The organism is Thiopseudomonas sp. SA1F2-1K (assembly GCF_057443035.1).
Genome location: NZ_CM172014.1, coordinates 1,324,697 through 1,349,399, shown reverse-complemented (window position 1 = coordinate 1,349,399; position 24,703 = coordinate 1,324,697). Strand labels below are relative to the sequence as shown.

Here is a 24,703-nt window from a genome sequence, read left to right as displayed (position 1 = left end):
AATGCTCGTTAAATGGCTACATTCCAAAAAGGATCTTGCTGCCAGTCTGCTGGAAAGCCCATCATAGCTTGATCGATTTCAGTGTAGGTGTTTAACAGCGAGATTAAATCGTTTTTCCAAGCATCATGCGGGCTAATTTGCAGCATAAAATGCTGCAATATGCTCACTATAACGGCTACTCGCGTATTGTCATGTGCGTGCTGTTGGTAATCAGGCCACTTGACTGAGCTGTTCTTAGGTAACTCAGGCTTGATGCCCAACTCTCTATTCCATAAACGGCTGTGATGCGCGCAGATATTACGAATTGTGGTTAATGTTTTAAGCCAAGATTCCAATAACGGCATGGACAAATTAAGTGTTCGTGCAATTGCTTTTTTATCAGCATCTTTAGCCAAGCCCGCATAGAGGTGCGATAGATCACCCAGGGTAAGCTCTTCCAGCATCGCCCAGCCGGGCATTAGGTCAGGCTCTGAATAAGTCAGAGGGTAGTGACGGGCGTAACTTTCTTTGGCGCGTCGTGCTTTTAAAGTCTCTTTATTCTGCGTTGATTTATCGCGGGCTTTATCAATGCGTTGTGATTCTTTTTGGTAGCTTTGCAGTGCATCGGATTGTTTGCGGTCAATGGTCTGCAAGAGGCGGTAATAGGCATAGTGTTGTTTGAACAGCTGACGGTCTAAATACCAGTGCGCATTGTTATATTTAGGACCTAAATAGTTACTCATCACTGCGCGTACAGACACCTCAACACGCTCAATAGCTGCCATCACTAACAGCCTGAGCTTGCGATCAAACTCGTAGGTTTGTGTGATCTGTTTAAAGGTTGCCGCTGGTTTAAAGCGATGTTCTGGGTCGTGATTGATTTGGTAGGGGCGCATATAGGCGCTTAAACGAAAAAAGCTTACTGATTGCAAAAACAACTTAGCTTTTTCTTCGTTTTGAATACTCAAGCCACGCTGCTTTAGTACCGCAACTTGCTGCTCTATATCAATAACGGGCTTAGTAAATTTACGCATCACGCCAGCCTCCAGTACGAGGGGCGTTGTACTGAGGTGCAGATTTTTTCTGCAGCCTAGAAATAAAAAACCCGCTCGATTTGTGCTTAACTTGCGAACAAGTCATAGGCATGGCGGGTGTATTATGGCCGAGTATAAAACCAGTCAGCGCAGCTTGTAAAGCCATCACAGCGTTTTTCCTACGAGCAGACGCTCTAAGTATTAAGTGCCAGGTGCTGTAGGCTGAGCAGACAACGTCACTCGCAGCGCCTAATAAAGAATGCTGTTGCTGAGTGACCTGCAGTTTAAATTTAGCTTGTCTGCCCATTATTCAAGTGTTCCTTACTCAAATTTCGTTTGCTTCAATGCTTCTGATGCTTTTTGCAGTGGCTCTTTAAAAGCTGCATTCAGCTTACTCATATGTTCAATATGCCACGCGATAGACTGTGGCCAAGTTTCTTGATTATAGCCATCAGCCTCTGCGCCAAACTGCACGCGGGACATTTTCTTGTCATTTAAACGCATCCAGTGAAGTGGCTGACCAAAACGTTGCTCTATCTCTTGTTTTAGCTGATACAAAAAGTCAAAGATGAACTTGTTCTCTTCAGTGTGGCTGCGGCTAATCGATAGCTCTACTCTAATTTCTTTTTGCAAAAAAATCAGGTTATAAGGGCAGCCGCTTACACCCGAGCCAGCAGAAAGCCAGTGATCCTTGCTAGGGCTTATATTGTTGTACAGCTTGCAAGGGCTCTTTTGAAATACTTCGAGCGCTTGTTCCCAGTATTCACGGCGCACGTTGTGTCGATTTTTCAGCACCACTTCGGTGCTTTTTTCTTCGGCTTCTTTGGCGCTGATGCCGATCATCAGTTCTTTCACTTCTGGCGTGGGGATAATCTGGTCGATATTAATCAGCAGTTGCTCACCCAACGCATAGGGCGTGACTTTAAAACATTGAATGTTAATACCTTGGCCGAGCAGCCAGAGGGCGGTGCTGGTGACTTCTTTACGAAAATTAGCCGCGACCAAAATTAAACGCTGGCTGTTACCAAGGTTAAGCTTTACTTCATCTAAGTCGGGCGCATTTAAAAAATCACAGATGCGACTTGCGGCATTAGTGGGCGTAGCCGGCGAATCAGTCTCAGCGGTAACAGGTTCATACTGATCGAGATATTGTTGGTAGATATCAACAATTTGCGCTTTGCTGAGGCTGGCACAATAGGAGGCGTATTTGACTGCTTGCCACACTACATCACGGCCACTGTCATCCAGTTTGTTTTCAATAATGACTAAATTACCGTCTTTATCCAGCGCCAGCAGATCAAGGCGTTCACGAGTTTCGTCAAAACCTGCAAACTCTTTTTGAATAATCAGTAGCTCTTCAGCACCCAAAGCATTGGGCTGATGCGCCAGCCATTCTTGCAAGTGCTTACGCTCAGAAAATCCCAGTTCATTAAAGCTTTTGGCCTTCACCGGTTTGATGCGGTTGTCTTGACGATTAATGGTGAACATAGCGCTTCCTTGCTTAAGCTTGCAGCATATCTGGGGTGATTTTTATTTTGCCGGTAACGGCGCTGTTGATTAGGGTGGTTTTGTATTCTTTGAGTTTTTGGATTTGTTTACGCTGCAACTCTATTAATTCATTTAACTCTGCTGATTCTTTCTCAATAAAAAATACTATTTTTTTTTGCTCTGCCGTAGGAGGAAGAGCTAATGAGAAGTTTTTTAAAGCTTGAAAGTTTAAACCTTCACGTCCGCCACCTTGCTGAAAAAACCATATTTGCCCTTGACCAACCTCTGATGCTAAAAACGCATTCAAGAATACTGTTTCAATGTTCTTCATGGGCCTAACTATACAAACATGCTGATTAACGTTCATATCTTCATCTGTATCAACAAAATAGCATCGTCCAATAGAACCGCCAGTAATATTAAGAAGCACATCTCCCTTTTTTACTTGGCTGTTTGACATATCCTGATAAGTTTTTCTTGATATTCTTGCTACATCGGTCAAGTCGATTCTATCAAAATGAATATTTTGACTTCTGAGCAATGGGATACCTTCATCTAAGTAAGTAGAACCACCACCAGAAGGAGTTACACCGCTACCAATTTTTGAAGTCACATGCTTAATGCGTTTAATTTCCCAATGCTCCGGTATCTGCCCAATCCACTCTACGCCTGAGTCTTTCATTGGCACATTAGGGTCGAGGCCTTGGGTGACGGCTTGCTGGATAATGATTTGCTTACGTTCTTTTAGCAGCTCAATTTGCTGCTCTTTAATGGCAATGGCAGCATCGATTTGAGTGGTTTTTTGGTCGAGAAAATTGGCGATTAAGGTTTGCTCTTCTAGTGGAGGATATAACAATAAGCTATCAGAAATATGATTAAAACTAATTGTCTGACGCACGCCAGACCCGAGTAGCTTCATGTATGAAATATCATACATGTGTAAAAAATACTTAAAGTACTTTTTGCTAATCTGTTCTTTTTCTTTGATTACGATATAACCGGCACTTACTACAACATTTATTTCTGATAATGCTATCCTCAAGCTAATCAAGTCATAGTTAAGATTCAAAGGGTTGATTAAAAACTCACCTGTCAAAACCTCTTGATACGAAGCCTTCGTGCTTTGTAAAATTTTGTCGTCATCTTTAGCCACAACCTTGCCAAAACTGATAGCACCAGAGTTCAGACTCATATTCTTAGTATGTTTTTTTTCAAAAAACAAATGCTTTAATTTCCTAACATCCCAGTGAGCCGGTACCTCAGCAATCCAGCCTTCTCCTGAATCCTTATACGCCTCATACTTAGGCAGCTGTGCAAATTTAACCATTAGCTCTGCACCTCTTTAACTGCTGCATCAAAGCCACTCATACCTAAAATCTGCGCTATTAAGCCTTCGGCTTGTTGCTCCAAACTAATGATGTCGGCCGCCACATCTTCCAGCGCACGCAAGGGTTTATGGCGGTAGAAGTATTTATTAAAGCTGATTTCATAACCGATTTTAACTGAGTCCAGATTGATCCAAGCCTCATTCACATGCGGTTGCACTTCATCACGAAAATACTGGTGGATGCTGTCTTTAACGGGGATTGACTCGCTATCGCGCAAATCGGCGCTGGTTTCGTAAGTGATGTATTCGCCTTGTTTGCCGCCTTCGGTGGCTGGACGTGGGTAGTAACCAAAGTCAGGCAAATCCGCTTCGCTGCAGCCTAAACGTTCTAGCAGTTCATCGAGCTTATCGCCACTGAGCTTGACTACTTTATTAATCACTTTGGCGGCGTTTTCGTCGTACCAGCTGACACTGTTTAAAATGGCGTTTTTTTCTGACGCTGTGAGTTTGGTTTTATCGGCTTTTAGTTGTGCATCAACCTTGGCTTTAAACTGGTTGAAGTCATCGAACTCGTCATCACCCATCGCCTGCATTAACTGCTCAGCGGTTGCGTGCAAGGTTTGCAGCGCCAGCCATTGCTTAACATCCAACAGCTTGGTTTTAGCGCGGGCATTCAGGCTGATGTCGTTGTCTTCACACCATTTAAGAATATCTTTCTCGATGGATTTTAAGAAGCTGACTTTATTATTTTCACCAAAGCCTGTCGCGGCATATACCTGTTCGCCATGCTCACTGTACAAGTGCTGCATGACTTCGCTCAGCTGTCGATCAAAGCGCAGATTGGCAATACGCTCAGCACTAAATTGCGCTTTACGGCGATCTGGGCGCTCGATAGTGACTTTGTAATAACCAAAGTCTGCGTTATCAAACACTTGGCTGGCCATGCCGGTGGGGTCACCATTGTTATCTAGCTGGCGCTCGACTGCGGCGCAATCTAAATAGGTGCGGACAATCTCTTCAATATGCTCAGGTGAGAACTCGCAGTTTTTATTACCCAGATTTTTACGCAGCTTACGGAATAACAGACTGGCATCAATCAGCTGCACCTTGCCTTTGCGTGCCTCAGGTTTATTGTTACTCAACACCCAAATGTAAGTGGTAATACCGGTGTTATAGAACAAGTTATTAGGTAACTGAACGATGGCATCTAGCATGTCGTTTTCAATGATAAAGCGACGAATGTTACTTTCGCCACCGCCCGCATCACCGGTAAAGAGCGATGAGCCGTTATGAACAGAAGCAATCCGGCTGCCTAATGGGCTTACGCTCGGATCTTTCATCTTGTTGACCATTTCCATTAAGAAGAGTAGCTGGCCATCGCTAGAGCGTGGTGTGGCATCCACTTCTGCTTCTACGCCCCAGTAATCTTTTAATTTCACTTTAAAACGTGGGTCGATAACGTCGTTGCCATCTTTAATATGCTTTTGCTCTGAAGCCCAGCTTTTGCCATAGGGCGGATTAGAAAGCATAAAATCAAAACGGTGTGCGGCGAACTCGTCGGTAGATAAAGTTGAGCCAACACGAATATTTTCTGGATTGTTGCCTTTAATCATCATGTCAGACTTACAAATAGCGTAAGTCTCGTCGTTGATCTCTTTACCGTAGAGGTACACATCACGATTGTCGTTCGGGTACTTTTCTTCAATGAAGTTTTGAGATTCAGTCAACATACCACCGCTACCGCAAGCAGGGTCATACACTGTCATAGTAAGCGGTAACTGGTCTTTCACTGGGTCGAACACCAGGTGCGTCATCAGCTCAATCACTTCACGTGGCGTGAAGTGTTCACCGGCTTCTTCGTTATTTTCTTCGTTAAATTTACGGATCAGTTCTTCAAACACATACCCCATGCCCAGATTACTGAGGCCAGGCATCAGATTGCCGTCAGGATCAGCAACTGCATTGGGTGTGAGGTTGATATAGGGCGAGACAAACTTCTCCACCACATCGAGTAATACCTGCTTGGATGCCATGTGACGAATCTGCGCTTGCAGGTTAAAACACTCAATGATCTCTTTAACGTTATCGCTATAGCCCAGTAGGTATTCTTCAAAGTTTGCCAGTAGGATTTGCTGGTTGTTGGTCGCCGTGCTGTAGATTGATTTTAGCGTCCACTTAGAGGTGTTGTAGAACACATAACCGGACGCAGCCATCAGCGGAGCATCATCCAGCTCAATGGCATCCATTTCTTCTTTCTGGAACTTCACTTCATCCAAGACGGCTTGTTTGCTTGGCTCAAGCAAAGTATCTAAACGACGTAGCACTACCATAGGTAAAATGACATCACGGTACTTGCCGCGTACATACACATCACGCAGGCAGTCGTCGGCAATGCTCTAAATAAAAGAAATGAGTTTATTGTGTGCGCTGTGGTTCATGTTGATGCCTTAAATAGGGAGTGCTGGCCTAGAATGAAAGTAATATTTCTAGGGTGGCATGTTGGTATAAGAAGAATAAAAAATTGGATATTAGATACCAAAAGGCCAGCAAGTACAAAACAACCTTGCTGGCCTATGCGTGTTTTGCAGCTACATTACTTTACATTTGCTTTAGGCGCTTATAGTGTTTGCCAGAGTGAAAACTAGCACGCAGAAGTGATGCCGGTTTGCCTTTGAATGCGGCACGGCTTTGATAAGCTTCAGCCGAAACAAGGTCGGCAGCACGGACAATAGTTTCGATCACGTATTCGCAATGCTTTTTCCCGTTTACATTAGCCGATAGCGTTGCTGAAACAGCTTCAAACAGAGTTTTATCCTGAGCTTTTAAGCGCTTAAGATGCTCGGCAAGCACCATAAAGCTAAAAGCTTCATGTTGACCATTTACGCCTTTTTGTTGGTTTTTATCAGTGTTATAAAACATCATGATCTTGCCAATATCATGCAGCAAACCACAGACAAATGCGCACTCAACTTCATCTTCTTCGAGTTCGTGATTGCACGCTAGGTGAATGGCAGTTAAAGCAACTTGCACACTGTGTTTAAAAAGACCGCCTTTTTCATTGTGATGATAATCTTGGCTAGCTCGAGCTATGTAAAAAGGATGCATGATCTTGGCATCGCTCAATATATTAGTGATGAACTCTTTTAAGACAGGATTTTCTATCGTTTCAGCGTAATACCAGAGCGCACCTTGTGCATCCAATTGATCCGGTTGTCGCCAAGCAAAATGAGTACGAACGACATCCTGTGGGAGCTGTAGCATCTCGGTGTCTGGAGTGAACCCCTAAAGTTGGACTAAACTTTCAACTGGAAGGGTTCACAATGAAAAGACCGAAACACACCAAAGCTTTTAAAATAAACGCGGTACGAAAATACCTTAAAGGGCATTTAAGTAGTGCTGAGTTTTCAAAAAAATACTTACTTAATGACGCAACATTAAAGCGATGGGCTGATCGTTATAAACAGCATGGTAAGTCTGCTTTTGATGTCGAACTGAAGGTATCAACCCGATATGATGCTAACTTTAAGCGATCTGTCTTGCAGAGAATGGAAGAAGATGAGCTAACTTATTCTGCTACTGCCGCTTTATTTAACCTGGGTAGTCAGTGCACCGTGAAGCGCTGGCAGAGGCTTTACGAGCAAGGTGGCATTCATGCTCTTAAATCAAAAGGTGAGCGTATGGCTGCGAAGGTAAATAAACCCAAAGACTCTAACGCTGATGAAAAACGCACTCCAGAGCAGCAGGCCCTGGCTAAAGCGCTTGAAGAGATAGAGTACTTGCGTGCGGAGAATGCTTATCTAAAAAAGTTGGACGCCTTAATGCAAAGCAAAAAGTCAGCGCCAAAGAAAAAACGATAATTGTTGATGCATTAAGGCAGGAGCATGCTTTAAAACTGCTGCTGCGTGCAGCACAGCTTGCGAAAAGCACGTTCTATTATCAGTTGCAGTGTTTGCAGCGACACGATAAAGATGCGCAGCTAAAGGTAGATATCAGCGAGCTTTACCAGCAACACAAGCAGCGCTACGGCTACCGTAGGATAACGATGGCTTTACGCTTAGCGAAAAACTTAATCGTTAATCACAAGAAAGTGCTGCGTCTTATGAACGAACTTAATCTAGAAGCTGTCCGCCCCAAACGTAAATATATTTACCTGCAAGGCTCAGCTAAAGGTGCTGCAGTCAAAAATATTTTAGCTCGAAAGTTTAAAGCGAAAGAGCCTGACTCCAAGCTTGCCACAGACATTACAGAGCTTAAGTTCAAGGGTAAAAGATACTATCTATCGCCGATAATGGACCTGTTTAATCGTGAAATAACAGCGTTCACGATCTCAAAACGGCCTACCTATAGCCTTGTAGAGGAGATGCTCAACCAAGTAATACCGCAGCTTGATAGCAGCAAGACAACGCTTCTGCACTCAGATCAAGGTTGGCATTACCGCATGTATGACTTTAAAAGGTCGTTGGCTAACGCCAACATCACTCAAAGCATGTCTCGCAAAGGTAATTGCTACGATAATGCAGCCATGGAAAGTTTCTTCGCTACCTTTAAAAAAGAGTTCTTTTATCGTTTCAAGGGCAAATCAGAAAAATCACTGATGAAGGAAATAAAAGATTACATTAGCTACTATAACAACGAACGAATCATGCTTAATTTAAAGATGAGCCCTGCTCAATACAGAGCTCAGTACCTAAGTAAAAGCGTGGCTTAAGAGTCCAAGAAAAGGGGTTCACTCCACATCTCGGTGTCTGGAGTGAACCCCTAAAGTTGGACTAAACTTTCAACTGGAAGGGTTCACAATGAAAAGACCGAAACACACCAAAGCTTTTAAAATAAACGCGGTACGAAAATACCTTAAAGGGCATTTAAGTAGTGCTGAGTTTTCAAAAAAATACTTACTTAATGACGCAACATTAAAGCGATGGGCTGATCGTTATAAACAGCATGGTAAGTCTGCTTTTGATGTCGAACTGAAGGTATCAACCCGATATGATGCTAACTTTAAGCGATCTGTCTTGCAGAGAATGGAAGAAGATGAGCTAACTTATTCTGCTACTGCCGCTTTATTTAACCTGGGTAGTCAGTGCACCGTGAAGCGCTGGCAGAGGCTTTACGAGCAAGGTGGCATTCATGCTCTTAAATCAAAAGGTGAGCGTATGGCTGCGAAGGTAAATAAACCCAAAGACTCTAACGCTGATGAAAAACGCACTCCAGAGCAGCAGGCCCTGGCTAAAGCGCTTGAAGAGATAGAGTACTTGCGTGCGGAGAATGCTTATCTAAAAAAGTTGGACGCCTTAATGCAAAGCAAAAAGTCAGCGCCAAAGAAAAAACGATAATTGTTGATGCATTAAGGCAGGAGCATGCTTTAAAACTGCTGCTGCGTGCAGCACAGCTTGCGAAAAGCACGTTCTATTATCAGTTGCAGTGTTTGCAGCGACACGATAAAGATGCGCAGCTAAAGGTAGATATCAGCGAGCTTTACCAGCAACACAAGCAGCGCTACGGCTACCGTAGGATAACGATGGCTTTACGCTTAGCGAAAAACTTAATCGTTAATCACAAGAAAGTGCTGCGTCTTATGAACGAACTTAATCTAGAAGCTGTCCGCCCCAAACGTAAATATATTTACCTGCAAGGCTCAGCTAAAGGTGCTGCAGTCAAAAATATTTTAGCTCGAAAGTTTAAAGCGAAAGAGCCTGACTCCAAGCTTGCCACAGACATTACAGAGCTTAAGTTCAAGGGTAAAAGATACTATCTATCGCCGATAATGGACCTGTTTAATCGTGAAATAACAGCGTTCACGATCTCAAAACGGCCTACCTATAGCCTTGTAGAGGAGATGCTCAACCAAGTAATACCGCAGCTTGATAGCAGCAAGACAACGCTTCTGCACTCAGATCAAGGTTGGCATTACCGCATGTATGACTTTAAAAGGTCGTTGGCTAACGCCAACATCACTCAAAGCATGTCTCGCAAAGGTAATTGCTACGATAATGCAGCCATGGAAAGTTTCTTCGCTACCTTTAAAAAAGAGTTCTTTTATCGTTTCAAGGGCAAATCAGAAAAATCACTGATGAAGGAAATAAAAGATTACATTAGCTACTATAACAACGAACGAATCATGCTTAATTTAAAGATGAGCCCTGCTCAATACAGAGCTCAGTACCTAAGTAAAAGCGTGGCTTAAGAGTCCAAGAAAAGGGGTTCACTCCATGTCCAGCACTCGAGCAAGCTGATTGCTGTGAATTTCAATCAAAGCAATATAGCCATCAGTATGTTGCAGTCCCCTCAAGTTACAGCTTTCCTGGTAAAATCGTTTATCGCGTGTTTCTACGCTCCAGATGTCATTCGCTCTATCGAGTAGACTTATCCAAGCGATATCTACATCAAAAGTTTCCATATCATGTATCCTTTAGTTGATCATTATTATCTACGGTTAGCAGTGAGTTGAGTGCTGCTTTGTCGTTTTAAATAGGTAATTGCTCTTCAAAGCGGCGGCGAAGATCACCTAGTACGCGACCCTTATAGGGCTTTTCGCTCATGACGCTCTCAACCCAATATTTGATAGCGGTGTAGTTGTCGATCCAGTACGGTAAGCCCCAGTGCAACGACAAATCATTACTACGCGGAATCTTGTAATAGTTAATCAACCAGATCGTCACATTGCGTGGCGTGATCAACTTCTGCTGCTCTGTTTTCAATAGAATCGTTTGCATGGTTATTTCTCCAGCAGACTCATTTGCTCATCTAACAGGCGCTCAAAGGCTGAGCCATCTTTGCGAGTAAGGTTGGGCACGTAGCGTGAATACACTTTGAACAGCATTTCGGTGCTGGCATGGCCCATTTGCCGGGCGATCCACTCTGGTGCTTCACCTGCTGCGAGCCAGAGCGTGGCGGCAGTGTGGCGTGTTTGATAAGGGCGACGCTTTTCAAGCTTGAGTTTGGCCAATAGCGGATACCAGACACGTTTAGTCACATTGTTATGATTCAGCGGTGTGCCTTTGAGATTGCAGAAGACAAATTCTGATACCAATGACGTAGCTTTATGCTGGTGTTTTAAAGCACGGTAAACAGCATCTGTCATTTGAATTTCACGTTGTGACGAGTCGGTCTTGGTATAGTCTTCTTTACCCGCAACAATGGTTTCTCGTATCAAGATCTGGCGACGCTCAAAGTCTACATACTTCCACTTGAGGCCATCAATTTCACCAGTGCGCATGCCGGTGAAAAAGCGCACTATGTAATAGTTTTTATAGTCAGGACGTGCTGCTGCGATAATGCGCAGTGTTTCCGCCAACGTAAAAGGCTCTACGTCACTTTTCTGAATACGCAGTGGTTTAATGCGGATAAAAGGTGTGTTAAATTCATAACGGTCGGCGGCTTCCTCAAAAACACGTCGCAACGGATCCATGATCTTGTTGATACGGTTTGCTGAGAGTCCCTTGTTAACAGTTCGACCTGGAACTTTGGCGAGATCTGATCGAAACTTTAACAATTCAGCACGAGTGATGCTGCCGACTTCTCTGTCTGCAAAATGCGGTAAGTAATGGCATTTGACGATGTTGCGCATATTGCTCAAATGAGAATCCCGCCAAGAGATCTTGTTCTCCATGATCCATTCTTCAACAAAATCTTTAAACAGTGGCGTATTGGTTGATTCAACCTTTAGTGCCGAGGTGACTGCTGCTGTAATGGCTGTAGCCTGTTTAATCTGCTCCAGCTCTTCTTGAGCAAAACGCTTGCCTGCTGCTGACTCTGGAAAGTGATGGTGATACTTGAAAGAACCCAGAACAATCTCTTGCTCAATCTTTTCGCCCAGTTTTTCCAGCTTGCGAGTGTTGGTGGCCGTATTTTTTAATCCTGAAAACTCACGGTAACGCTTACCTTGGTAGCGAAAATCTAAATAGAGCCTGTCGGTGCGCTCATCTACACGAACGTTAGCCATGATTAAGCCTCCGCTTGGAAAGGCATTGCGACGCTGTCGCTGTACGAGGCAAGCAAGTCTTCTTTAATGGTTTCCCAAATAAACAAGTACTTGCGGCCACCAAAAGGACGCACATAGTGACGGCCTTCAAACAGGCACTTATCCACCAGCTGGTGACGAATAGTGCGTGCGTTGTAGTGGATACGCTCAGAGAGCTGATCGGTGGTTAAGAACGTATGAGACATTTTTCTAACTCCTAGGTAGAATCACCTGCTGATTAATTAAAAGACCTATAACTAGGCGCTACATACAAAAGGAAGGCTTTATGCCTTACTGCAAGATGATTATATGTACTTTTAGCACTAATTCAAGTCTTTATGCCTTCCTGTAAGGCTTTTTAAGGAGAGTAAAATGATTAAGTGCCATCTATCTACCCTCATGGGTATGCACAAAATGAAGATTATTGATGTAGCGAGGGAAACGGGTTTGCACCGAAATACAGTTACTGCGCTTTACGACGAGCGTGCTATCAGAATTGACTTAAATGCAATTGATAAACTGTGTGAGCTTTTTAACTGTGAAGTGGGTGAGATTTTTGAGTACATACCTAATAGCAAGGTTGAGCCTGAAGAGCTGGTCTGACTTGTAACGCTACTTTAGCGCTCTGTGAAGAGCAAACTAGGCACATTGATCTAATTACAATGGTTAGATTAAGCGAGCTATTCGAGTGCTTTATTGATCCATTTTTGAGTACGCGCTAGGCGCTCAGGGGAGATAATTTTGCTGACCAAACCCCATTAAAAAATATTTTTCTACTGGTGCCCGAAGGTCAAAATTTATAGCCGCTGACCAATAAAATGGTCAGCATTTTGTCAGCAAAGTGGCAGGATTTGGTCAGCATATGGTCAGCACGCTATTTTTAGAGTGTTTAAGAGATGCGCTTTTATGGCATTTTATGCGGCCAAAACAGCTTTAAAAGCATCTTAAAAAAAGCCCTGTACAGCTAAGAGAAGAGCGCTGTAAGGCGCATGAGAAAAGGGTTACAGGAAGTCCAGATACAAAAAAGCCCCAAACACTTAAATGCTTGAGGCTTTATTGATGAATCTGGTTGCGGGAGCCAGATTTGAACTGACGACCTTCGGGTTATGAGCCCGACGAGCTACCAAGCTGCTCCATCCCGCGGCGATCATTATAGGGGCTAAAACAAAGTTGTCAAAGAAATTATCTAAATAAGTTAAAATAAAGCCGCTGTAGCCGAGCTGTTGGTGGCTGCAGCCCTTGTGGTTAGCTGCTTTGGCTGAAATTAAATAATATAAAAATATTTTTAAAAAAATGCTTTAAGTAGTGAAGCATAGGTTAAAGATGGCGTAAGGTAACTTTTTTTGAAAAGGAAAAAGGGTCGGTGAGTCGATGAAGCCGCGGAAAATCATCCATATTGATGCGGATTGCTTCTATGCATCGATTGAGCTGAGGGATAATCCTCGCTTAATTGGCAAGCCAGTAGCGGTTGGCGGCGCCGCTGCGCGGCGTGGGGTGATTTCTACCTGTAATTACGAGGCGCGTAGCTGGGGAGTGCACTCAGCGATGTCGACCAGTCGCGCTTTAAGCTTATGTCCTGAGCTGATCGTACTGCCAACACGGATGGAGGTGTACCGTGAAGCCTCGCAGCAGATGCAGCAAATTTATGCCCAATACACCGACTTAATTGAACCCTTATCGCTGGATGAGGCCTTTTTAGATGTCTCCGAGGCAGAGCACTGCCAAGGCAGCGCAACTTGGATTGCAGAAGCCATTCGCCAGCAAATCTGGACTGAGCTAAACATTACCGTGTCGGCCGGTATCGCCCCGAATAAATTCTTAGCAAAAATCGCCTCAGATTGGCGCAAGCCCAATGGTTTGTTTGTGATCACGCCCGATGAGGTGGATCAGTTTGTTCTAAACTTGCCAGTCAATAAACTGCATGGTGTAGGTAAGGTGACTGCCGATAAACTAAGTGCTTTAGGCATTACTACCTGCGCCATCTTGCGTGAAACCGATCGACTGCTGCTGCATAAACACTTTGGCCGCTTTGGCGAGCGTTTGTGGCAGCTCGCCCACGGCATTGATGAGCGGCCAGTGCAGGCTGATGTGCGTAGGCAAACTGTTAGTGTGGAAGAAACCTTTACCTATGATCTACCTGATCTTGCGGCTTGTTTAGCCGAGTTGCCAAGTTTACTTGAGCAGTTACAGCGGCGCTTGCAGCGGCTAGCAGCGCATAATTATCGTCCGGATAAACCCTTTGTCAAAATTAAGTTTAATGACTTTAGCCAAACCACCTTAGAGCAAGTAGGGTTGCCTTTGAGCTTAAACAGCTACCAAAACTTACTAGAAAAAGCGTATGAGCGGGGCAATAAAGCGGTGCGCTTATTGGGAGTGGGCGTGCGTTTGGTGGATCTAAATCGCATGTCGCAGCTCGAATTATTTGAGCAAAATAGTGCTGGCTATCCGCAGTTAAGCTTGAAGCACTAGCGAAGGCAGCATAGAAAGCGATATTCTTCGCCCTTTGCATCAACCATCAGCTCCCGCTATGGGCGGGTAATTTATTTTTGGATAGGTAAATGAGCGAATCTGACTATCAACTGGCCTGGATGATTTATTTGGCCGCTGCGCTGTTATGTATTGGCGCTAGTTTTTATTTTACTCGCTGGATGTGGCGCTACTTGCGTGAACCGATTCGCGTGGTGGTTGCGGTGGTACTATTAACACCTTCAGCGGTTATGGCAGAAAAAGCCTTATATGCGCCAGCCTTTGTTATTGCCTCGATTGAGTACTTTTTAAATAAAAGCATTGAGCTAATATCAGTCACTAGCTTACTCACTTATTTGATCCTTGGTTTGGGGGCTTATGTGCTATTTGCCTTGCTGCGTTGGGGCTGGCATAAATACCGCGCTAAACAGGTAACGCCAGCGGCGAAAAATGATGCAATCGAGGCGGCAGAGGTAGAGCCAGTGGAGTCGTTTTCGGTGACGGCCGATGAAGGTATTGGCCGTACCAGTCAAACTAAGTCAGCCGATATGACCTTGGGTGAGCGGCTAGCCGCTGAGCAAAAACAACGAATTGAGCCGGTCTTATGTGACAATATGGGAGCAGGAAGCAGTAAAGATGTGTGAGTTATTAGGCATGAGCGCCAATGTGCCAACGGATATTGTATTTAGCTTCACCGGCTTAATGCAGCGTGGCGGTAAGACCGGGCCGCATCGTGATGGTTGGGGCGTGGGGTTTTATGTGGGCAAGGGCTTGCAGATTTTTCAGGATTCAGCGCCATCCTCTGACTCAGAAATTGCCCGTCTGATACAGGGCTATCCGATTAAAAGTACTAACGTGATTGCCCATATCCGCCAAGCCAACGTAGGTGAGGTTAATTTAGCTAATACCCATCCCTTTACTCGTGAATTGTGGGGTAAGCGCTGGTGCTTTGCCCATAACGGGCAGTTAAAGGATTTTTCTCCAGAGCCAGGATTTTATCAGGCAGTAGGAGATACCGATAGCGAGCGCGCCTTTTGCGATATGTTAAATCGCCTGCGTCAGCAATTTACCCAAGAGCCCAGTGTGCAACAAATGCTTGAGGTGTTATTGGTCGCCTGTGCAGATTATGTGGCCTTAGGGGTATTTAACTGCTTGCTGAGTAATGGTGAGTGGTTGTTTAGTTTTTGTAGCACCAAACTGGCTTACATTACACGGCGCGCGCCCTTTGGTCCGGCAACCTTGAAAGACGCCGATGTGAGCGTTGATTTTGCCTCGCAAACCACCGCCAATGATGTGGTCAGTGTGTTTGCCACTGATCCTCTGACCCATAACGAGCAGTGGCATACTTATGCTCCTTTAGAGTGGCGATTGTGGCAAGCCGGTGAATGTGTAGCTGAGGGGCAGTTAAGCAACGCTTAGGCATTTGAGGGCCTACTTGCTCGGCAGAGTGCGATTGAGGCTTGATTAAATCTCACTAGAAGATGATAATCATTCTCTTTAAGGCGACTGTCGATCAAGGAATACTCTCTAATGCAGCAAAAACGTGTTCGTGCTTGGCTGGCGGGCTTAGCGCTCTGTTCTCCGCTAGCGCTGGCCAATCCACTGGATAAGGCGTTAACCGATACTCAAACGCTGTCGCAAGCAGCGCAGCAATCCCAACAGCAGATTGATCAGCTAGACAGTGCAACTCAGTCAGCGCTGAATGATTACCGTAAAACGCTGAAGCAAATTCAATCGTTAACGGTTTACAATCAGCAGCTTGAAGATCTGCTTAAAGCGCAGCAACAAGAACAAAGTACCCATGCACAGCAGTTAGCTGATTTAGCCGCGGCTGAAGAGTTTGTGACGCCGCACTTACAGCACATGCTACAGGTACTTGAACAGTTTATAGCGGCAGATTTGCCCTTTTTACCCCAAGAACGTCAAGAACGAATCACGCATTTGCAGCAGCTGGTGGCGCGGGCCGATGTTTCGCTAGCAGAGAAATATCGCCGGGTGCTGGAAGCCTATCAAATTGAAAGCGATTACGGCCGTACCTTAGAGGCCTGGCGTGGTGAGTTACAGCAAGGCAGCGAAGAGAAAACCGTTGAGTTTTTGCGGGTGGGACGCAGCATGCTGTATTACCAAACCGCAGATGGCCACACCAGTGGCTGGTGGAACCGCCAGAAGCAAAGTTGGGAAGAGTTGCCCAGTAGCGCTCGTCGTCCATTGACCGCGGCTTTAGGCATTGCCCGTCAACAAAAATCACCGGACTGGCTGATGTTGCCAGTGACTACCTTAGCCACCCAAGGAGATCAGCCATGAAGCGCTTAGTCTTGGCAGTCAGTGCCTTGTTGGCTAGTAGCTTGGTAGTAGCTGCACCGCTTAGCCCCGAGCAATTGCTTGAGCAAATTCAGCAAACTAAACAGCACGAGCAGCAGCAAATGCAGGTCCGTGAGCAGCAATTTATTGCCGCTAAAGAGCAGCAGGCCAGCATCCTCGCTGAAGCTAAACAGCAGCTAGCACAGTTACAAGCCAGCTCTGATAAGTTAAAAACAACCTTTGAGCACAATGAGCAGCAATTGGCCGAGCAAGCACAGCAGCTAAAGCAGCAAGTGGGGGAGCTAGGTGACGTGTTTGCGGCAATTAAACAAAGTGCTGGGGATATGTCTGCGCAGTGGCAAGACAGCTTATTAAATATTGAGTATCCCGAGCGCATTGCGCAGCTAGAGCAGTTAAACAAAACACAGAAGGTGCTGAGCCCAGAGCAAATCGAGCAGTATTGGATGCTTTTAGTGCAAGACCTAACCGCCAGTGGACAGGTGGCCCAGTTTATGGCGCCGGTGATTGATGGCCAGGGTAATAAGCATCAGCAATCGGCTGTTCGCGTGGGGCCATTTTCAGCCTATAGCGAGCAGGGGTATCTCAGCTATAAAGCCGGTGAGCAGGCCTTTGAGTTATTACCCCGTCAGCCGCAGGTGGTTAAAGCGGCGCAGGCTTGGAAAAATAGCCAAGAGTCCCTGGCGGTGTTTCCTTTAGATCCGACCCGCGGTTCCTTGGTTGAGCAGCTGCAGCAGCAGCCGACCTTGTGGAATAGATTGCAACATGGCGGCTTAGTTGGTTGGGTGATTCTAACTCTGGGCGCCTTTGGCCTGTTGTTGGCGATAGTGCGTTTATTGCAGTTACAAGCAGTGACCCGTAGCGTGCAAAAGCAAATGCAGCAACTCACTCAACCGCAAGCCAATAACCCTTTAGGTCGCGTACTGGGTGCATTGGGTGAGCAGCCTGCAGAGCAAGACTTAGAAACCTTAGAGTTAAAGCTTGATGAAGCAGTAATGCGTGAGACGCCACGTTTAGAGCGTGGTCAGGGTTTATTAAAGCTACTTGCAGCCGTTGCACCCTTGCTGGGGCTGTTGGGTACGGTAACCGGGATGATTATTACCTTCCAAGCCATTACCCAAAGTGGTGGCGGTGATTCGCGTTTAATGGCTGACGGTATTTCCCAAGCGCTGGTAACGACTGTAGAGGGCTTAGTAGTAGCGATTCCGCTGTTGTTCCTGCATAGCATTTTGGCTGCACGCAGCAAAGGCTTAGTGCAATTACTAGAGCAGCAGTCGGTTGGCTTGTTAGCTCTGCATTTATCAGGAAAAAAATCCCGTGAGTAATTGGCAAAGCCTTTGGTTTTGGTTAATTGATAGTAGTCATGAGCTATTAGATCTGATGGCAGCGGGCGGCTTTGTGATGTGGGTGCTGGCTGCGTTGTGTGTATTGTTTTGGACACTGGTGCTGGAGCGCTTGTGGTATACCCAACGCATTTTTCCAACCTGGGCTAAAGAGCGCAAACAGGCTTGGCAGCAACTATGTTTAGACGCCGAGCATCAATACTGGCCGCGCTCGGTGCGTAGTGCTTGGTTGGCGCAGGCGCACTTGCAGCTGCTAACCCCATTAACAGTGACTAAAACCTTGGTAGCGATGTTTCCTTTGCTGGGGCTGCTGGGTACGGTCACGGGCATGGTTGCGGTATTTGATGTGCTGGCAATTAATGGCGCTGGTAATCCGCGAGCAATGGCGGCAGGCGTGTGGCAGGCAACCCTGCCTACCTTAGCTGGCATGGTATTAGCCATTGGTGGGTTATTTAGTTTGGCGCGCTTAGAGCGCAATGCGCGTCGTGCCTTGGCGCAATTAGCCGATCAGTTGCGGGCGGAGTAGTAGGAACAGAATATGAGAAGACGTCGTTACAGTGATCAGGCGGTAGAGGACACCGGCATCGATTTAACCCCGATGCTGGATGTGGTGTTTATCATGCTGATTTTCTTTATCGTGACTAGCACCTTTATTAAAGAGTCTGGAGTTGAGGTCAATCGTCCACAGGCCAACTCAGCAAGTGCCCAAGATAATGCTAATATTTTGATTGCGGTGACTGCAGATGGCCAAGTTTGGTTGGATAAGCAAGCGGTGGATGTGCGCAGTGTGCGCAGCCATGTTGAACGCTTACGCCAAGAACACCCTGAAGGCTTAGTGGTGGTACAAGCTGATCAAGAGGCGCGAACAGGTTTGGTGGTGCAGGTGATGGATCAGGCGCGTTTAGCTGGGGTAACCGATGTTGCCTTAGCTGCCTCAACGGAGTCTCGGTAATTATGCGTTGGACTGTATCGCTGTTGGTGGCAGTGGCTATTGTCTTAGCCAGTTTTGTGCTGATGTTAATTATGATTACTCCGGCAACCCATGAGCAAAGTCAGCCGCCGGTGCAGATGGCGCAGTTTATAGCGATGCCCAGCAGTAGTCCTGAGCCTCCTGCTAAAGTGCGTCCCAATTTGCCTGAGCCACCGCCACCTCCGACGGAGGTGCCTGAGGTGTTGCAGCCGGAGCCGCCTACAGCGTTAAAAGCAGTGGTGGATGTGGAGCCAGTACCTGTGGCCAGCAAGGTACAGATTAAAACCGCACCCACTCCCAGCTTAGAAGGGGTGAAAGCGGAGCCAAAGAAACAGCCCGAACCGAAATCCAAGCCCCAAGTAAAGCCTAAACCAGCAACTGAGGCACCGAAAGCCGCGGCTACGCCATCCTCCAGTAGCACGACTAGTTCAAGTAGTCAGGCGACGGTTGACAGTAAGGCTCAGGCGCCTAGCGCTCCTGCTGCAGAGCAACCGTTAGGTGTTAGTAAGAATGCCCAGCCGACTAATGCGGTAAAAATTAATTATCCGAAAATGGCGCAACGTCGTGGAATCCAAGGCTATGTAAAAGTGGGCTTTGTGATCACTAAAACCGGAGCTACTCGCGATATTAAGATTTTAGAGGCGTCACCTAAGAACATCTTTGATAACGAGGCTAAACGAGTAGCCGCTTTATGGAAATTTACCCCAGGTCGCCAGCAAGGGCAGCCGGTCGAGCAGCGGGGAGAAAAAGTCATTGAGTTTAAAATTCAAGGCAGAGGGCGATAAATGGCAATCAAAGCTTGGCTAGCGGCTACTTGTTTAACAGTGATTAGCGCTAGTGCCTGGTCGGCTCAAGTCATTCAGCCAGAGGTGCTGAACGCTTTGCAGCAGGCCCAAGCTCAGCAGCAACAAGGGCAAACCGCAGCGGCTAAGCAGTTGCTTGAGCGTCTGCAGTTGAAGGCCAAGAGCGCCGAGCAAGCGCTGGTTTGGCGTAGCTTGGCCTATCTAAGTTGGAGCGAGCAAGACTATGCCGCCACCTTGGATTACTTGCAAAAAGCCCTGCAAAGCGGTCAGCTAACAGCCGCTCAAGCCAGTGAAGATCGGCAAAATTTTGTCGAGTTAGCGCTGGCCCAAGGCCGTTATCAAGCCGCTTTAGCGCAATTGGCTCTGTTGCCAGTGACGCCTCAGCGCCAATTGCTAGAGATTCAAGCGCTGCAAGCGTTAGGTAAAACCCAGGCGGTTAGGCAGTTAGCGCAGCAGTTAAGTGCAGAAAACCTAACGTTGGATTCGCTTCAGTCCCTATTGGCTGCGGCGCTTAAACAAGAAGATTACACGGTGGCTGCTATTTGGCAGCGGCAATTGTTGCTACAAGCGCCAGAGAATACCGCCCACTGGCGGCAATTAGCAGCGATCCAGCAGCGTGCCGAAGATTGGCTGGGGGCGTTTAGTACCTTGCATGCCGCTTATCTCAAACAGTTGCCACTGACTGCAGAAGATTGGCAGCGCATGGTGGAGCTCGCTCAGGTAAGTGGTCAGCCATGGCAGGCAGCGCACTTATTGCAAGGGCTGTTAGAGCGACAGCAGGTTCCTTCAACACAAGCCAGTCAAACCCAATTAGCTCACTTGTATTGGCAGGCTAAAGAGCGAGAGTTAGCGTTGCGCTTATTTCGTGAACTGGCCGAAACTTATCAGCAAGCTGAGGATTGGTTAGCGGTAGCGCAGTTAGCCTTACAAGTTGATCAGCTGGAGTTGGGGCAGCAAGCGCTAGTTAAGGCCAAGCAGCAGGGGGCAGAAGTAGCAGCTATCGCAGAGTTAGAGCGCTGGTTAAAGCCACAGGTGACTCCTTAGTTGAGTTGGATGAAACCCACGGTAATAAAAAACGCCCAATTCTCGTTAAGAATCGGGCGTTTTTTGTGGTTACTTGATTTAGCGTTTAGCCTTGAGAGAGTAGCTGGCGCAGCTCGATAATGGCGGCGTTCGCCCGTGAAATATAGTTGGCCATCACCAGTGAGTGGTTGGCTAAAATACCGTACCCATCACCGTTTAAGATCATCGGGCTCCACAGTGGCTCTTGGGCATCTTCCAGCTCACGAATAATTTGCCGCAGGCTGGTGAGGGCGCTTTTCTTTTCCAGTACATCGCCAAAGTCCACTTCAATCGCCCGCAATAAATGGGCTAGTGCCCAGGCTTGGCCGCGGGCTTCGTAGAACACGTTATCAATTTGCATCCACGGGGTTTTGGTTAAGGCCTCGCTACCAAGGTTGGCGGTTTCTATTGAAGAAGGCTGACTTTGCAAGGTTTGTAGGTGCGCCTTACCAATACTTGAAGATAAACGTTGGGATAAAGAACCAAGACGGGTAGCTACATCGCCTAGCCAGTTATTGAGGTTATCGGCGCGGGCATAAAACTGTACTTTATCTTTGCTGGGGTCAGCCAAATTTTTCAAGTAACGATCAAGGTATTTAATCCCCATCCGATACTCATCTTCGGTGGCTGGAAAGGCCCAGCTTTTATGATCAAAGTTAAATTTTGGTTCGGCTTTAGCAAGATCTGGGTCTTCGGTGGATTGTGACTGCGAACGAGCAAAATCTTTGCGCAAGGCGCGGGAAATATCCCGTACTTGTACAATCACGCCATATTCCCAAGAAGGAATATTATCTAAAAAAATTGACGGTGGCGTAACGTCATTACTTAGATAACCACCGGGTTTATTAAGCAACACTTGGGTAATTTGCTTGACGGTTTCGACGGTGGTGTAGCCAACCACGACTTCTCGCTGAGCGGCTTCGGCAGCGGCTTGAGTGGTTTGCTTAACTGGAAAGTTATCGGGTTCTTGGCTCCAGTACCAGCCAACAGCAATATTAACGATTAACAGTAAGACCAAGGTGCCAGTGACGGCACGACTAAACCAAATGCCTTTGAGATAACTTCTCACGCCCTCGGCGGAGTTATTAATCTGATCTTTGGTGCGATGTTTCCAGTTGAGCATTGGTCAGCTCCTTAAGTTAACGCAAAGTTGGAAAATGAAGATTAAGTAGAGTAGCGCTTTTAGGGTTAGTTCAGGCCTAGTGTAGGCACAGGGTAGCCGGTTAAGTCCTGATAATGCTGGGCGAAATCACCATACTTGGCGCTAGCTAACCAAGCACGATCCTCAGTATCACGCAGCATATGTTTAAAGTTACGCTGCCGTTGATGGCCTGACAGTGCGCGTCTTTGGGTTTTTAGATCGGCAATATCAATTAAGCCTAAGTGCTGCTCGGGGGTCAGTACAATATTACCGAAGTGGATTGAACGAAAATATATCCCGCTATGATGCAGTTTGGCGACAAACTCAGCCAGTAATACAAATAGATTATCAGGCACCTGTGCTGTGTGCTCGCTGGACTGTAATTGGCGCAGAGTCAGCCCGGGGAGCGGTCGATAATATACCGCATCGCGCTCTATATGGGGCACCTTATAGAGCTGCAAAATATCAGGGCTGGGTACGCCCAACTGCTTAAGTTTTGTGGCATTAGTGGCAAAACGCTTGGCATAGGGCCAAAGCGCGGCTGAAGTAATCAAGCGTTTGCGCCGAAACAACTTAAGGATATTGCCATCGGTTAAGGCCAGTACCTTTACCCCAAATCCATCTTGCTCAAGAATCCGTGCATCTTGTGTTAATTGTAAGTAGTCAGCTGCTGAAAGAATCTGCATGTAAAGCCCCTAATCTAAGGCTTGGTATAGTAGCAAACTGCCTAGGTAAAACGTAGTCTTGGACAGCGCTTGAGAAAACTTAGCTCCGTTGATTTAGCTCAATGGCTTAAGAGCTTGGCTCGCTAATAATGTTTTTAGATGAAATCACACAAATGTCATCCTATGGTCATGCGCCTGACTTAATGCTGGCGAAATTACTGAAAAAAAAGTACAGTGTGCGCGTTTTAAGCGACATAACTATAGAAAAGCAAGCAGCTTATAAAGCTGACGCAAGCTTAATAAGCCCGTGTTAAACCCAGGGAGAAACTGATGGATATTAAACCTCTTGCTCGCATGATTGCTTTATCAGCAGCTGGCGTAGCACTTGTTGCCCCAAGCGTGGCGCAAGCCGACTTTGTAAACGATACTAAAGCTGATCTACAGATGCGCAATCTGTATTTCGATCATGATAATCGTCAAGGCAACTCCGGTCAGCACAAAGAGTGGGGCCAAGGCTTTGTATTAAACGTACAGTCTGGTTTTACTGAAGGTACTGTAGGTTTTGGTTTAGATGCAGTGGCTATGTTGGGCCTGCGTTTAGACGGTGGCGGCAAAGAAGATAAAGCTGGCCAGACGCGTCAGCCTGGTCAGTTGTTCCCAACCAAGAGCAATGGTAAAGCCCGCAGCGAATACAGCAAGTTAGGTTTAACTGCAAAAATGCGTGTTTCTGAAACCGAGGCACGTGTCGGTACTTTACAGCCAAAACTGCCGATCTTGATTAATAACGATGGCCGTTTACTGCCGCAAATGTTTGAAGGTGGTCAGATCACTTCTAAAGAGATCGATAACCTGACCTTAACCGGCGGTTTAATTAACCACGCAGTGGGGCGTTCATCTACTAACCGCAGCGGCTTGGCCGTAGCTGGCGGTAGCGCTGAGAGCAATAAGTTCTGGTTCGCTGGTGGTGATTGGCAAGCAATGCCTGACCTAAAAGCGCAGTACTACTTTGCTAAATTAGAAGATTACTACAAGCAAAACTTCTTAGGCTTAAACCACAACTGGGAACTGGGCGAGAAACGTAGCTTAAACACGGACTTACGTTACTTCCGCACCCGTGCTACGGGCGCTAACGATAAGGCGCTAGGCTTCCAAAATAAGCATACCGTGGGTGGCTACAGCAAAAATGGTAAAATCGACAACAATACTTGGAGCTTAGCCTTCACCTATAAGATGGATGCCCATGCGTTAATGCTAGGTCATCAGCGGGTATCTACTGGCAGTAACTTTGTACAACTCAACCAAGGCAGTACAGATGAAGGGGCTGGCGGTGCATCGCTCTATCTGCATACTGACCGCTTAGCGAACAGCTTTAATAAAGCCGGTGAGCGCACTACCTTTGTTGATTACACCTATGACTTTGCTGATTTAGGCGTACCTGGTCTGAAAGCTGGTGCGGCTTACCTACGCGGTAGCAATATCCAAGCTAAGAACTCTTCAACTGAGAAAGAGTGGGAGCGTGACCTACGCTTAGACTACACCGTTCAAGAAGGTACCTTTAAGAACGTGACCCTGTCTTACCGTAACGCAACTTTCCGCTCTAATGCGAAACGTGACAAGGTTAGCAACATTGACCAAAATCGCGTGATTGTTAACTACACCTTGCCGTTAATGTAAGTTGTAGCAGCGTTAACGTTTGCACTAAAAGCCCACCTGCATGGTGGGCTTTTTTCGTTTAAGATACTGGAAAAATTTACTGGGAGTAGTGGTATGCAGCAGAAAATTTATCAGGTCTTACAGCAGCAGTTTCAGCCAACTCAGTTAGAAGTGCTGGATGAAAGCCATATGCACAGCCGAGGGGCTGAGTCACACTTCAAAGCCATTGTGGTCAGTGAGGCCTTTGCCGGTTTATCGCGGGTACGCCGCCATCAGGCTGTTTATGCGGCGCTCGGCGAGTTAATGACGCAATTTCATGCGCTGGCTTTACATCTGTATACCGAGCAAGAGTGGCAAGGCCAAGCGCCAGCCTCGCCGACGTGTAAGGGCGGCAGTTTGCATGATTTAAAATAACCTAAGACTTGGCTGAACTTAAATCACTGGTTTTCTTACTAACCTGTAGTTTATTGAATATGAGATTGAGTCAAACACT

The 24,703-nt window shown here is 46.3% G+C and carries 27 protein-coding genes and 1 tRNA gene; 16 read left to right on the top strand and 12 right to left on the bottom strand.

Annotated features, from left to right (window positions below; genetic code table 11):
* Nucleotides 1-8 precede the first annotated feature (8 nt).
* The 5 genes from AC2T15_RS06510 to AC2T15_RS06490 form a co-directional block, all read right to left on the bottom strand.
* Nucleotides 9-1,013, bottom strand: a complete 1,005-nt coding sequence (locus tag AC2T15_RS06510) for an Abi family protein (RefSeq protein ID WP_286594476.1) — start codon at nt 1,011-1,013, stop codon at nt 9-11.
* A 321-nt stretch (nt 1,014-1,334) separates the two neighbouring features.
* Nucleotides 1,335-2,501 carry a DUF4268 domain-containing protein gene (locus tag AC2T15_RS06505; protein ID WP_486777808.1) on the bottom strand — a complete coding sequence of 389 codons (1,167 nt, stop codon included), beginning with the start codon at nt 2,499-2,501 and terminating at the stop codon, nt 1,335-1,337.
* A 13-nt stretch (nt 2,502-2,514) separates the two neighbouring features.
* The gene (locus AC2T15_RS06500; protein WP_486777807.1) at nt 2,515-3,828 is read right to left on the bottom strand and encodes a restriction endonuclease subunit S; all 1,314 of its coding nucleotides are present in this window, start codon (nt 3,826-3,828) and stop codon (nt 2,515-2,517) included.
* Entirely contained in the window at nt 3,828-6,221 is a 2,394-nt protein-coding gene (locus tag AC2T15_RS06495) for a type I restriction-modification system subunit M (RefSeq protein WP_486779027.1), read from the bottom strand. Before AC2T15_RS06495 ends, AC2T15_RS06500 begins: the two co-directional genes overlap by 1 nt.
* A 205-nt stretch (nt 6,222-6,426) precedes the next feature.
* A complete protein-coding gene (locus AC2T15_RS06490) occupies nt 6,427-7,089 on the bottom strand; it encodes an HD domain-containing protein (RefSeq protein ID WP_486777806.1) in 663 nt (220 codons plus the stop codon).
* Between the two features lie 59 nt (nt 7,090-7,148).
* On the opposite strand from AC2T15_RS06490, the gene AC2T15_RS06485 reads away from it, so the two are divergent.
* The 4 genes from AC2T15_RS06485 (at nt 7,149) to AC2T15_RS06470 (ending at nt 10,012) form a co-directional block, all read left to right on the top strand.
* Entirely contained in the window at nt 7,149-7,685 is a 537-nt protein-coding gene (locus AC2T15_RS06485) for a helix-turn-helix domain-containing protein (protein WP_373331822.1), read from the top strand.
* Complete coding sequence (locus AC2T15_RS06480) at nt 7,682-8,536, top strand: IS3 family transposase (RefSeq protein ID WP_350325120.1); 855 nt, start codon at nt 7,682-7,684, stop codon at nt 8,534-8,536. The genes AC2T15_RS06485 and AC2T15_RS06480 overlap by 4 nt, the downstream gene beginning before the upstream one ends.
* An 88-nt stretch (nt 8,537-8,624) precedes the next feature.
* A complete protein-coding gene (locus tag AC2T15_RS06475) occupies nt 8,625-9,161 on the top strand; it encodes a helix-turn-helix domain-containing protein (RefSeq protein ID WP_373331822.1) in 537 nt (178 codons plus the stop codon).
* Nucleotides 9,158-10,012 carry an IS3 family transposase gene (locus tag AC2T15_RS06470; RefSeq protein ID WP_350325120.1) on the top strand — a complete coding sequence of 285 codons (855 nt, stop codon included), beginning with the start codon at nt 9,158-9,160 and terminating at the stop codon, nt 10,010-10,012. The genes AC2T15_RS06475 and AC2T15_RS06470 overlap by 4 nt, the downstream gene beginning before the upstream one ends.
* 18 nt (nt 10,013-10,030) lie before the next feature.
* Here the strand turns inward: AC2T15_RS06470 and AC2T15_RS06465 are convergent, their stop codons facing one another.
* The 4 genes from AC2T15_RS06465 to AC2T15_RS06450 form a co-directional block, all read right to left on the bottom strand.
* Nucleotides 10,031-10,225 carry a hypothetical protein gene (locus AC2T15_RS06465; RefSeq protein ID WP_486777805.1) on the bottom strand — a complete coding sequence of 65 codons (195 nt, stop codon included), beginning with the start codon at nt 10,223-10,225 and terminating at the stop codon, nt 10,031-10,033.
* A gap of 67 nt (nt 10,226-10,292) precedes the next feature.
* Nucleotides 10,293-10,541: a hypothetical protein gene (locus AC2T15_RS06460; RefSeq protein ID WP_053101538.1), complete on the bottom strand. Its 249-nt coding sequence runs from the start codon at nt 10,539-10,541 to the stop codon at nt 10,293-10,295.
* 2 nt (nt 10,542-10,543) lie between these two features.
* Entirely contained in the window at nt 10,544-11,770 is a 1,227-nt protein-coding gene (locus AC2T15_RS06455) for a tyrosine-type recombinase/integrase (protein ID WP_053105479.1), read from the bottom strand.
* A 2-nt stretch (nt 11,771-11,772) separates the two neighbouring features.
* Nucleotides 11,773-11,994, bottom strand: coding sequence for a hypothetical protein (locus AC2T15_RS06450; protein WP_053101536.1), 222 nt, complete (start codon nt 11,992-11,994; stop codon nt 11,773-11,775).
* 166 nt (nt 11,995-12,160) lie between these two features.
* Here AC2T15_RS06450 and AC2T15_RS06445 point away from each other — a divergent pair, with 166 nt between their 5' ends.
* A complete protein-coding gene (locus tag AC2T15_RS06445; RefSeq protein ID WP_053101535.1) occupies nt 12,161-12,391 on the top strand; it encodes a helix-turn-helix domain-containing protein in 231 nt (76 codons plus the stop codon).
* A 463-nt stretch (nt 12,392-12,854) separates the two neighbouring features.
* Here AC2T15_RS06445 and AC2T15_RS06440 read toward each other — a convergent pair.
* A tRNA-Met gene (locus AC2T15_RS06440) sits at nt 12,855-12,931 on the bottom strand.
* A 228-nt stretch (nt 12,932-13,159) separates the two neighbouring features.
* Between AC2T15_RS06440 and dinB the strand changes: the two genes are divergently transcribed.
* The 9 genes from dinB to AC2T15_RS06395 all read left to right on the top strand — a co-directional run bounded on the left by dinB (nt 13,160) and on the right by AC2T15_RS06395 (nt 20,733).
* Entirely contained in the window at nt 13,160-14,257 is a 1,098-nt protein-coding gene (dinB, locus tag AC2T15_RS06435) for a DNA polymerase IV (protein WP_286593491.1), read from the top strand.
* A gap of 89 nt (nt 14,258-14,346) precedes the next feature.
* Nucleotides 14,347-14,898 (top strand): MFS transporter, encoded by a 552-nt coding sequence (locus AC2T15_RS06430; protein ID WP_286593492.1) that lies wholly within the window; start codon nt 14,347-14,349, stop codon nt 14,896-14,898.
* Nucleotides 14,891-15,673, top strand: coding sequence for a class II glutamine amidotransferase (locus tag AC2T15_RS06425; RefSeq protein ID WP_286593493.1), 783 nt, complete (start codon nt 14,891-14,893; stop codon nt 15,671-15,673). The genes AC2T15_RS06430 and AC2T15_RS06425 overlap by 8 nt, the downstream gene beginning before the upstream one ends.
* Nucleotides 15,674-15,784: 111 nt before the next feature.
* Nucleotides 15,785-16,558 (top strand): DUF3450 domain-containing protein, encoded by a 774-nt coding sequence (locus tag AC2T15_RS06420; RefSeq protein ID WP_286593494.1) that lies wholly within the window; start codon nt 15,785-15,787, stop codon nt 16,556-16,558.
* Complete coding sequence (locus tag AC2T15_RS06415) at nt 16,555-17,898, top strand: MotA/TolQ/ExbB proton channel family protein (protein ID WP_286593495.1); 1,344 nt, start codon at nt 16,555-16,557, stop codon at nt 17,896-17,898. Before AC2T15_RS06420 ends, AC2T15_RS06415 begins: the two co-directional genes overlap by 4 nt.
* Before the next feature lie 55 nt (nt 17,899-17,953).
* Complete coding sequence (locus AC2T15_RS06410; protein WP_373332739.1) at nt 17,954-18,442, top strand: MotA/TolQ/ExbB proton channel family protein; 489 nt, start codon at nt 17,954-17,956, stop codon at nt 18,440-18,442.
* 12 nt (nt 18,443-18,454) lie between these two features.
* Nucleotides 18,455-18,868: an ExbD/TolR family protein gene (locus AC2T15_RS06405; RefSeq protein WP_053099681.1), complete on the top strand. Its 414-nt coding sequence runs from the start codon at nt 18,455-18,457 to the stop codon at nt 18,866-18,868.
* Between the two features lie 2 nt (nt 18,869-18,870).
* Nucleotides 18,871-19,671, top strand: coding sequence for an energy transducer TonB (locus tag AC2T15_RS06400; protein ID WP_286593496.1), 801 nt, complete (start codon nt 18,871-18,873; stop codon nt 19,669-19,671).
* The gene (locus AC2T15_RS06395; RefSeq protein WP_286593497.1) at nt 19,672-20,733 is read left to right on the top strand and encodes a tetratricopeptide repeat protein; all 1,062 of its coding nucleotides are present in this window, start codon (nt 19,672-19,674) and stop codon (nt 20,731-20,733) included. It begins immediately after the preceding gene.
* Nucleotides 20,734-20,818: 85 nt separating this feature from the next.
* On the opposite strand, the gene AC2T15_RS06390 is transcribed toward AC2T15_RS06395, so the two are convergent.
* Together AC2T15_RS06390 and AC2T15_RS06385 are read right to left on the bottom strand one after the other, a co-directional pair.
* Nucleotides 20,819-21,874, bottom strand: a complete 1,056-nt coding sequence (locus AC2T15_RS06390; RefSeq protein ID WP_286593498.1) for a DUF2333 family protein — start codon at nt 21,872-21,874, stop codon at nt 20,819-20,821.
* A 65-nt stretch (nt 21,875-21,939) separates the two neighbouring features.
* Entirely contained in the window at nt 21,940-22,578 is a 639-nt protein-coding gene (locus AC2T15_RS06385) for a BUD32 family EKC/KEOPS complex subunit (protein WP_286593499.1), read from the bottom strand.
* A 309-nt stretch (nt 22,579-22,887) separates the two neighbouring features.
* Between AC2T15_RS06385 and AC2T15_RS06380 the strand changes: the two genes are divergently transcribed.
* Together AC2T15_RS06380 and AC2T15_RS06375 are read left to right on the top strand one after the other, a co-directional pair.
* Nucleotides 22,888-24,231: an OprD family porin gene (locus AC2T15_RS06380; RefSeq protein WP_286593500.1), complete on the top strand. Its 1,344-nt coding sequence runs from the start codon at nt 22,888-22,890 to the stop codon at nt 24,229-24,231.
* 93 nt (nt 24,232-24,324) lie between these two features.
* Nucleotides 24,325-24,624, top strand: a complete 300-nt coding sequence (locus AC2T15_RS06375; RefSeq protein ID WP_053099675.1) for a BolA family protein — start codon at nt 24,325-24,327, stop codon at nt 24,622-24,624.
* Nucleotides 24,625-24,703: the final 79 nt, after the last annotated feature.